The 7,746-nt window shown below is 61.2% G+C and carries 8 protein-coding genes; 4 read left to right on the forward strand and 4 right to left on the reverse strand.

Features of this window, described 5'->3' with window-relative positions; all coding sequences use genetic code 11:
- The first annotated feature begins 245 nt into the window (after positions 1-245).
- Positions 246-2,435: an anthranilate synthase gene (locus EV130_RS24900; RefSeq protein ID WP_074061887.1), complete on the forward strand. Its 2,190-nt coding sequence runs from the start codon at positions 246-248 to the stop codon at positions 2,433-2,435.
- Between the two features lie 45 nt (positions 2,436-2,480).
- On the opposite strand, the gene EV130_RS24905 is transcribed toward EV130_RS24900, so the two are convergent.
- Together EV130_RS24905 and EV130_RS24910 are read right to left on the reverse strand one after the other, a co-directional pair.
- A complete protein-coding gene (locus EV130_RS24905; protein WP_074061886.1) occupies positions 2,481-3,161 on the reverse strand; it encodes a GNAT family N-acetyltransferase in 681 nt (226 codons plus the stop codon).
- Positions 3,158-3,640 (reverse strand): MarR family winged helix-turn-helix transcriptional regulator, encoded by a 483-nt coding sequence (locus EV130_RS24910; protein ID WP_132661858.1) that lies wholly within the window; start codon positions 3,638-3,640, stop codon positions 3,158-3,160. Before EV130_RS24910 ends, EV130_RS24905 begins: the two co-directional genes overlap by 4 nt.
- Before the next feature lie 195 nt (positions 3,641-3,835).
- Between EV130_RS24910 and emfA the strand changes: the two genes are divergently transcribed.
- Together emfA and queF are read left to right on the forward strand one after the other, a co-directional pair.
- Complete coding sequence (emfA, locus tag EV130_RS24915; RefSeq protein WP_132661882.1) at positions 3,836-4,750, forward strand: CDF family cation efflux transporter EmfA; 915 nt, start codon at positions 3,836-3,838, stop codon at positions 4,748-4,750.
- Positions 4,750-5,214, forward strand: coding sequence for a preQ(1) synthase (queF, locus tag EV130_RS24920; RefSeq protein WP_132661860.1), 465 nt, complete (start codon positions 4,750-4,752; stop codon positions 5,212-5,214). The genes emfA and queF overlap by 1 nt, the downstream gene beginning before the upstream one ends.
- Before the next feature lie 16 nt (positions 5,215-5,230).
- On the opposite strand, the gene EV130_RS24925 is transcribed toward queF, so the two are convergent.
- Both EV130_RS24925 and EV130_RS24930 read right to left on the reverse strand, forming a co-directional pair.
- Positions 5,231-5,995: a DUF2076 domain-containing protein gene (locus EV130_RS24925; protein ID WP_132661862.1), complete on the reverse strand. Its 765-nt coding sequence runs from the start codon at positions 5,993-5,995 to the stop codon at positions 5,231-5,233.
- 105 nt (positions 5,996-6,100) lie between these two features.
- Complete coding sequence (locus EV130_RS24930) at positions 6,101-6,823, reverse strand: hypothetical protein (RefSeq protein WP_074061882.1); 723 nt, start codon at positions 6,821-6,823, stop codon at positions 6,101-6,103.
- 162 nt (positions 6,824-6,985) lie between these two features.
- Between EV130_RS24930 and EV130_RS24935 the strand changes: the two genes are divergently transcribed.
- Positions 6,986-7,573 (forward strand): ATP-dependent Clp protease proteolytic subunit, encoded by a 588-nt coding sequence (locus EV130_RS24935; protein ID WP_074061881.1) that lies wholly within the window; start codon positions 6,986-6,988, stop codon positions 7,571-7,573.
- Positions 7,574-7,746 lie beyond the last annotated feature (173 nt).

The following is a 7,746-nucleotide window of genomic DNA, read 5'->3' on the forward strand; positions in this document are numbered from 1 at the left end:
TGGCGGGTCGCTTCAGCTGGCGCCAGCCGGCCCCGCTTAAAACCGCTCTTGCGCTTGCCCAAATCTCACGCTAACAATCCTCCCATGAAGACGTCGTTGAACATTGCTGTTTGGTGGTGGGCTCGCTGAGGCGGCCTCGACCAATCGTATTCAAAGACGACGAGTGAGCCGCCCGACACTTCGAGGCGGCTTTTTTTGTTTTTTTACGGCCGCCTGTCGTCCGGGCCCCAAAGCGGAGTGGAACAATGGTAACGATCCTTCGGGACGATGGTGCGGAAATCTACGAGACGAGGGGCGGCGTTACCGTTACCCGGCAGCGCAGGGCCATCCCCTATGCCGATGCCGTGGTCTCCTATGTCGACAAGCTCGATGAGCGTCGCGGCGCCGTCTTTTCATCAAACTACGAATACCCGGGTCGTTATACACGATGGGACACGGCCGTCGTCGATCCGCCGCTCGCAATCTCCTCTTTCGGGCGCGACGTGTGGATCGAAGCCTATAACGAGCGCGGCGAAATACTGCTCTGCTTCGTGACGGAGCGGCTGAAGACCGTTGCCGAGCTGGAGCTTGGTGCTGCCACGGCGCGTCGCCTCGATCTCAAGGTGAAGATGCCCGATCGCGTTTTCACCGAAGAAGAACGCTCCAAGATGCCGACCGTCTTCACAGTTCTGCGCGCCGTCACCGACCTCTTCTATTCGCAGGCCGACGCCAGCCTCGGCCTTTATGGCGCCTTCGGCTACGATCTCGCCTTCCAGTTCGATGCGATCAACCTGAAGCTCACGCGCCCTTCCGACCAGCGTGACATGGTTCTCTACCTGCCGGACGAAATCCTTGTCGTCGACAATTATTCGGCCAAGGCCTGGATCGACCGCTATGATTTCGCCAAGGATGGCCTGACGACCGAGGGTAAGAAGGGCGAGGTCGCGTCCGAGCCCTTCAAGCAGACGGACGCCATTCCGCCGAAGAGTGATCATCGGCCGGGCGAATATGCCGAACTTGTCGTCAAGGCGAAGGAAAGCTTCCGCAAGGGCGATCTCTTCGAGGTCGTGCCGGGGCAGAAATTCATGGAGCGCTGCGACAGCAAGCCTTCGGATATTTCCAAGCGGTTGAAGGCGATCAATCCGTCCCCGTATTCCTTCTTCATCAACCTCGGAAACCAGGAATATCTGGTCGGTGCCTCGCCGGAAATGTTCGTGCGCGTTTCAGGCCGCCGCATAGAGACCTGCCCGATCTCCGGCACGATCAAGCGCGGCGACGATCCCATCGCCGACAGCGAACAGATACTGAAGCTGCTCAACTCCAAGAAGGACGAATCGGAGCTGACGATGTGCTCGGACGTCGATCGCAACGACAAGAGCCGTGTCTGCGAGCCCGGTTCGGTCAAGGTCATCGGCCGCCGGCAGATCGAGATGTATTCGCGCCTCATCCACACCGTCGATCATATCGAGGGACGGCTGCGTGATGACATGGATGCCTTCGACGGCTTCCTGTCGCATGCCTGGGCCGTCACCGTCACCGGTGCGCCGAAGCTCTGGGCGATGCGTTTCATCGAAAGCCATGAGAAGAGCCCGCGGGCCTGGTATGGTGGGGCGATCGGCATGGTCGGCTTCAACGGTGACATGAACACCGGGCTGACGCTGCGCACTGTGCGCATCAAGGACGGCATCGCTGAAGTCAGGGCAGGGGCGACCCTTCTCAACGATTCCGACCCGCACGAAGAAGAAGCCGAAACCGAACTGAAGGCCTCCGCTATGCTTTCTGCCATCCGCGATGCCAAGGCCGGCAACGCCGGCAAGATCCAGCGCGACGTTGCCGCCGTCGGCAAGGGCGTCAACATCCTGTTGATCGACCATGAAGACAGCTTCGTCCACACGCTGGCCAACTACTTCCGCCAGACCGGGGCCACGGTTTCGACCGTGCGCACGCCGGTGCCGGAAGAGATTTTCGACCGACTGGACCCGGACCTCGTCGTCTTGTCGCCGGGACCGGGCAATCCGAAGGATTTCGATTGCAAGGCGACGATCAAGAGGGCGCGCGCCCGCAACCTGCCGATCTTCGGCGTCTGCCTTGGCCTGCAGGCGCTTGCCGAAGCCTATGGCGGCGATTTGCGCCATCTGGCGCTGCCGATGCACGGCAAGCCGTCGCGCATCCGGGTCCTGGAGCCGGGTATCGTCTTTTCGGGACTCGCCCGAGAGGTGACGGTCGGTCGCTATCATTCGATCTTCGCCGATCCCTCGACCCTGCCGCGCGAATTCATCATCACGGCTGAAAGCGAGGATGGCACGATCATGGGCATCGAGCATGCCAAGGAGCCGATCGCCGCCGTCCAGTTCCACCCGGAGTCAATCATGACGCTCGGCGGCGACGCCGGCATGCGGATGATCGAGAACGTGGTGGCGCATCTGGCGCGCAGGGCGAAGACGAAGGCGGCTTGAGCGGACGCTTACACTTCGGCCGCTTCGCTTCCGTGGAGCGGCCGTTTAGGCCCGGCGTTTGACGACGCGCAGGTTCATTTCGGACCGCAGCCTGAAGCCGAGAGACCTGTAGAGGCCGATTGCCGGCGTATTGTTCGCATAGGCATGCAGATACGCCGTTTCGCCCCGCGCGGCGATCTCGCCGGCGACAAAACGAAAGAGTAACGTTCCAAGGCCGCGCCGCTGGAATTGGGGATGCGTGCAAAGCCCGCTAAGTTCGGCAAAGCCGGTCTGCCGTAGTCGCTGGCCGGCCATGGCGATGAGCCTGTCCCCAGCCCTGATCCCCCAGAAGGTGCCGAGGCTCTGGGCCCGTCGCGTGAACGGACCGGGCTTGGTCAGGGTCGCAAGCGCCAGCATCTCCTCGGCGTCGGCTTCGCTCAGCGGCTGTATACGTGAATCGGTGACCCTCTCATGCGGCCGTTCGGCGATCATCTGGACGGCAAGAGCCTCGGAAACCGCAGCCAACCCTCGTGGAATGGCGATCGGACCTGCTTCGACAAGCAGCATCGTCTCGTCGCCCTGCGGGAGGTTTTCCAATGCCTCGAGACTTTCCGGCCTGTCGTCCGCCGAGGCTGCGAAAGGAACGATGGACGGCGGGTATCGCCGGGCTCGCTCGTTGCCTTCGGCCAGGCTCGCATGCGCGGTTTCGAGCGCGCTCCAGATCGGACGGTCGAGAATATGGCTCATGTCGTTTCCTCCTTGGCGGCGCGGCCGGCGAGGGCAGCTTCGGCAAGACCATCTTGGATCGCGGCGAACTGCGCGAGGATCGGTCCGTTCAGGTTGCCGAAAAGATCGGCGACTGCCGCCGAGATGCGCGCCCGCACCGATTGTTTCGAGTAGTCGACGAGTTCCTTTTCCTTCCTCGTCAGCGAGATCGATTTACGCTGGTCGTAGGGTGCTGCCTGCATGTCGACCAATCCCAATTCCGACTGGCTTACTGTCCGTGTGGGACCCGGCTGAGTGATGCCGGCCGCCTGCGCAAGCTTTCCGATCGCCAAAGGGGCGGCGCCATCGAGTGCTGCGACAAAGGGGTATTGGCCAGCCTGTATCGTGAGGCCGTATTCTTCGATGATCTCTTGGGCATCGGCCTCCAGAGGCTGTCCGATGCGGCGGAAACGGCTGCCCATGCATGAAAAACCGAGGGTTCTCACGACGTCGTCAACCACAGGAACCTCCGCAGTCAATCAGCAGTTCATACAATCAATCGTTAGCGCAGGCCGTCTCATTTGACAAAATATCGATAATCCCCGATATCACCCGCATTGGCCGCCTGGGCGATTTTCGCGCGGGCGGTTTTGCGTTTGAATGGGCCAAATGCTGCAATTCATTCGCATCCGCACTGGGATGGCACGGTGATCGATATGGACGGACAAGGCAGTTTGGCGGTTCAGCGGCTGGCGTTTTGGAGCATTCCGCTGTCGCTCGGTGTCATGGGACTGAAGATGGTAGCGTGGTGGGTCACCGGCTCGGTCGCGCTGCTTTCGGACGGTCTTGAGTCGACCGTCAATGTCGCCGCCGCCTTCATTGCCTATTTCGTGATTCGCTATGCACAGAAGCCGGCCGATCACGACCATCCGTTCGGGCACCACAAGGCCGAGTATCTCTCGGCGGTGACCGAAGGCGTGCTCATCGTGGTCGCCGCGCTTTTGATCGTCAACGAGGCGATTGGCCATCTGGCGGCGCCGCGAATGCTTGACGCGCCCGCGCTCGGCCTCGCGATCAATTTCGCAGCAGGCGTCATCAACTCCGTCTGGGCGCAGCTGCTGATCCGGACTGGCCGGAAATACCGCTCGGCGGCGCTCGCCGCCGACGGCCAGCATGTCATGTCGGACGTCGTGACGTCCGTCGGCGTGCTGATCGGCCTGTTTCTGGCGATCGCGACCGGCTATCCGATTTTCGACCCGGTGCTTGCGATCCTGGTCGCTGTCAACATCCTCTATCAGGGCTGGAAGGTGATCTCGCATTCGATCGGTGGACTGATGGACCAGGCGGTGGAACCGGAGGAAGAGGAGGCGATCAAGCAGGCCATCGCCACACATGCGGCCGGCTCGATCGGCGTTCACGATCTGAAGACCCGCCGGGCGGGGTCCGTCACCTTCGTTGATTTTCATCTTGTGGTTCCGGCCGCAATGCCGGTAAGGCAGGCGCACGATATCTGCGACTGCCTTGAAGATGCCATCCGGGCGGTGCATCCGGGTGCCAGCATTGCCATTCACGTCGAGCCCGAGGGCGAAAGGGCCCATGGAATCCGTGTCAAAGTCGTAAAGGACGTCTAATGCCGAAAACCGATGTTTCCAGCCTTTCGATGCTGGGAAAAGAGACCGAAACAGCCAAGTCGCCGGAAGAGGCGGTGCTGGAGAAGGTGCCGTCGAACCATGCGGGCACCGACTACGTGGTGCGCTTCACTGCGCCGGAATTCACCTCGCTCTGCCCAATGACCGGCCAGCCGGATTTCGCCCATATCGTTATCGATTATATTCCAAACGAATGGCTGGTGGAGTCCAAGTCGCTGAAGCTCTTCCTGCATTCCTTTCGCAACCACGGCGCCTTCCATGAGGATTGCTCGATCTATATCGCCAAGCGGATCGTCGAACTGCTCGATCCGAAGTGGCTGAGGATCGGCGCCTATTGGTATCCCCGCGGCGGCATTCCGATCGACGTCTTCTGGCAGACAGGCAAGCCGCCCGAAGGCGTGTGGCTGCCCGACCAAGGTGTCACGACCTATCGCGGCCGCGGCTGACGCCTGGGGCGACCGATCAGACGTCGAAACTGTCGTCGCCGGACTGATCGCTAGCGACGTCGTCATCATTGTTGTCGTCGCTGCTGTAGTCGGCCTGCCGGATGTCATTGTTATCGTTGTCTTCGCTACCCTTTGAGTTCTGATCGCCGTAGTTGTTGATGACGGTCTCCTCGGTAGGGGCGCCGGCATTGCCGAACGGGTTGCTGCCGGAAAATGGCGAGCCCCAGCCGAGCGACGACATATGATTTCCGAAGATGCCGCTCAGCGAATTGGCAAGCAGCATGCCGCCTGCCACGCCGGCGGCCGTGCCGAGCGCGCCGCGAAGGAAGCTGCCACCGGCAGAAGACGCGCCGGGTTGGGGGTCCCACGGTCCGCTGGGCTGCTGGCGCATCGGGCGGACGGGTTCGTCGTAGCCGCGATCTTGATGGATGGTCTGGCGCGGCGCATTGCCCCAGGGATCCAAGCTCTGTGCCGGCTGCTGCGCCTGGCCGGTGCCGAAGATAGAGCTCAAAAAACCGCCACCCTGTTCGGCCTGGTGATGCTGGCTTTCGCCGGCCTCGAGCTGGCGGATACGCTCTTCCAGTTCCTCGATGTGGTTGGCGGCCGCTTCAAGACCCTTCTCCTGAACGATGACGGCCTGCGCCAGATAATAGGTCGTATAGGGCTGCTCGCGCACGCCCTGATCGATGAAGGACTCCGCCTCGCGGTCGCGCGGTGTCGCGGCGGCGGTGCGGATCCTGTCGAAGAGGCCGGCCAGCAACTGGCGTTCTTCCGGTGACATAGCTGTCTCCCTTCTGGTCTTTGTGCGGACATCGCCGCCTGAGGATGAGGTAGGAACGGATTTTGGCTTTTCAAAGCCGCGGCGCGTTACAATTCCGTAAGGCGCTCAGGACCGGACCCAGACGCGCAACGGGCCGAGCGACGTAAAGCCGAGTTCCAGCGCACCGGTCAGATCTTCGCCGTGCTCGTAGCCGACGATCGGCATGCCGGGAAAAATCTCGCCCGCCTTCTGCACCAGCCCGGCGCGGATGGCGCAGTCGCTCCTTTTGATTGCAAAGACATTCGAGTGGCCGACCACGCCCGACTGGCGGTTGAGAATGCCGCCGCCGCAGAGCGCTCCGTTCTCGAAGGCGCCAAGAAAGGCGATATCCTCATTGCGCAGCAGAAGGTTAGCGAAGATCGGCATTGTTCTGGGCGGGTCACCGCCACCCCAGGCTCTTTGCCAAAACTCGAGTTCAACTGCCGTTGTGATCCGCTTCCATATCAGGGACTGATCGTTGGGCGCATGCATGTCAGCGGCCTCGATGCCGATCCATTCGCCCCCGAACAAGATCTGGAAACCGAAAGGAGCAAGGTCGAGCGCGGCGTAGCTGTCCTTGACGCCCCAGCCGCCTTTTCGCGAGCGGATCAGCACAGCTATCGCTTCCTCCTGCTCGCGCGCGGTATCGGCGCCCGTCAGCGTTATGACGTCCGGATAAAAGGCAGGCGTGCCCTGGCGGTGAAGCCACAGGGTTGCGGAGAATTCGCCGGGCACGCCATGCGCCTCGCAGACGCCATTGCACCAGAGCGCGTTGTTGCGGACGGCCGCGCGCAGCATTTCCGATGTCATTTTCTCCTCCGCTTTCGAGCTCTCCGGCAAATTGCGAGCATGTCGCCGGCTTGTCCTAAGAATATCTTCGCTCGTTCAGTGCCTTGTCTTTTTCCCGCATTGTTTTACCCATTGAGTCGCACTATGTGCGAGGAACCCGATTTGGAAGTAAGAGAGGTTCGAATGAACGACGAAGAACAAGACGACGACAAGACGAAGGAGCTGCCGCTCAGCAAGGAAACGGAGGCGAATCTTTTCAAGTCGCGTTCGATCTTCATCTACGGGCCGATCAACCAGGAAATCGCCCAGAAGGTCTGCTCGCAGCTCGTGGCGCTTGCTGCAGCCAGTGACGAGGACATTCGTATTTATGTCAGTTCACCCGGTGGTCACGTCGAATCCGGCGATTCGATCCATGACATGGTCAAGTTCATTAAGCCCAAGGTCTGGATGATCGGCACCGGCTGGGTCGCCTCCGCCGGCGCGCTCATTTACGTCGCAGCACCGAAGGAACGGCGTCTTTGCCTGCCGAACACCCGCTTCCTGCTGCATCAGCCGTCCGGCGGCACGCGCGGCATGGCATCCGACATCGAAATCCAGGCACGCGAGATCATCAAGATGAACGAGCGTCTGAACAAGATCATGGCCGCCGCCACTGGCCAGCCGATCGAAAAGATCGCTGCCGACACTGATCGCGACTACTGGCTTTCGGCCGAAGAAGCCAAGGTTTACGGCTTGGTTTCGCGAATCGTAACGTCGCAGAGCGAGATTTGATTTCACCTTGGCCCATCGCTGGGAGAAGGCGGGCTGAAGGTTCGGATGAAGGGGCAGCGCGGTAGCGTTGCCCCTTTCTTCTGTGTGCCGAGCATGATCGACAGCTTGGAGGTGTAAGTCCTTTACCCAGCCTGATGGCGGCGAAGGGTTAGCGAAGCGCAAGGGCGTCGTCG

The sequence above is a fragment of the Rhizobium azibense genome, from assembly GCF_004342325.1.
GTDB classification, from domain to species: Bacteria; Pseudomonadota; Alphaproteobacteria; order Rhizobiales; family Rhizobiaceae; genus Rhizobium; species Rhizobium etli_B.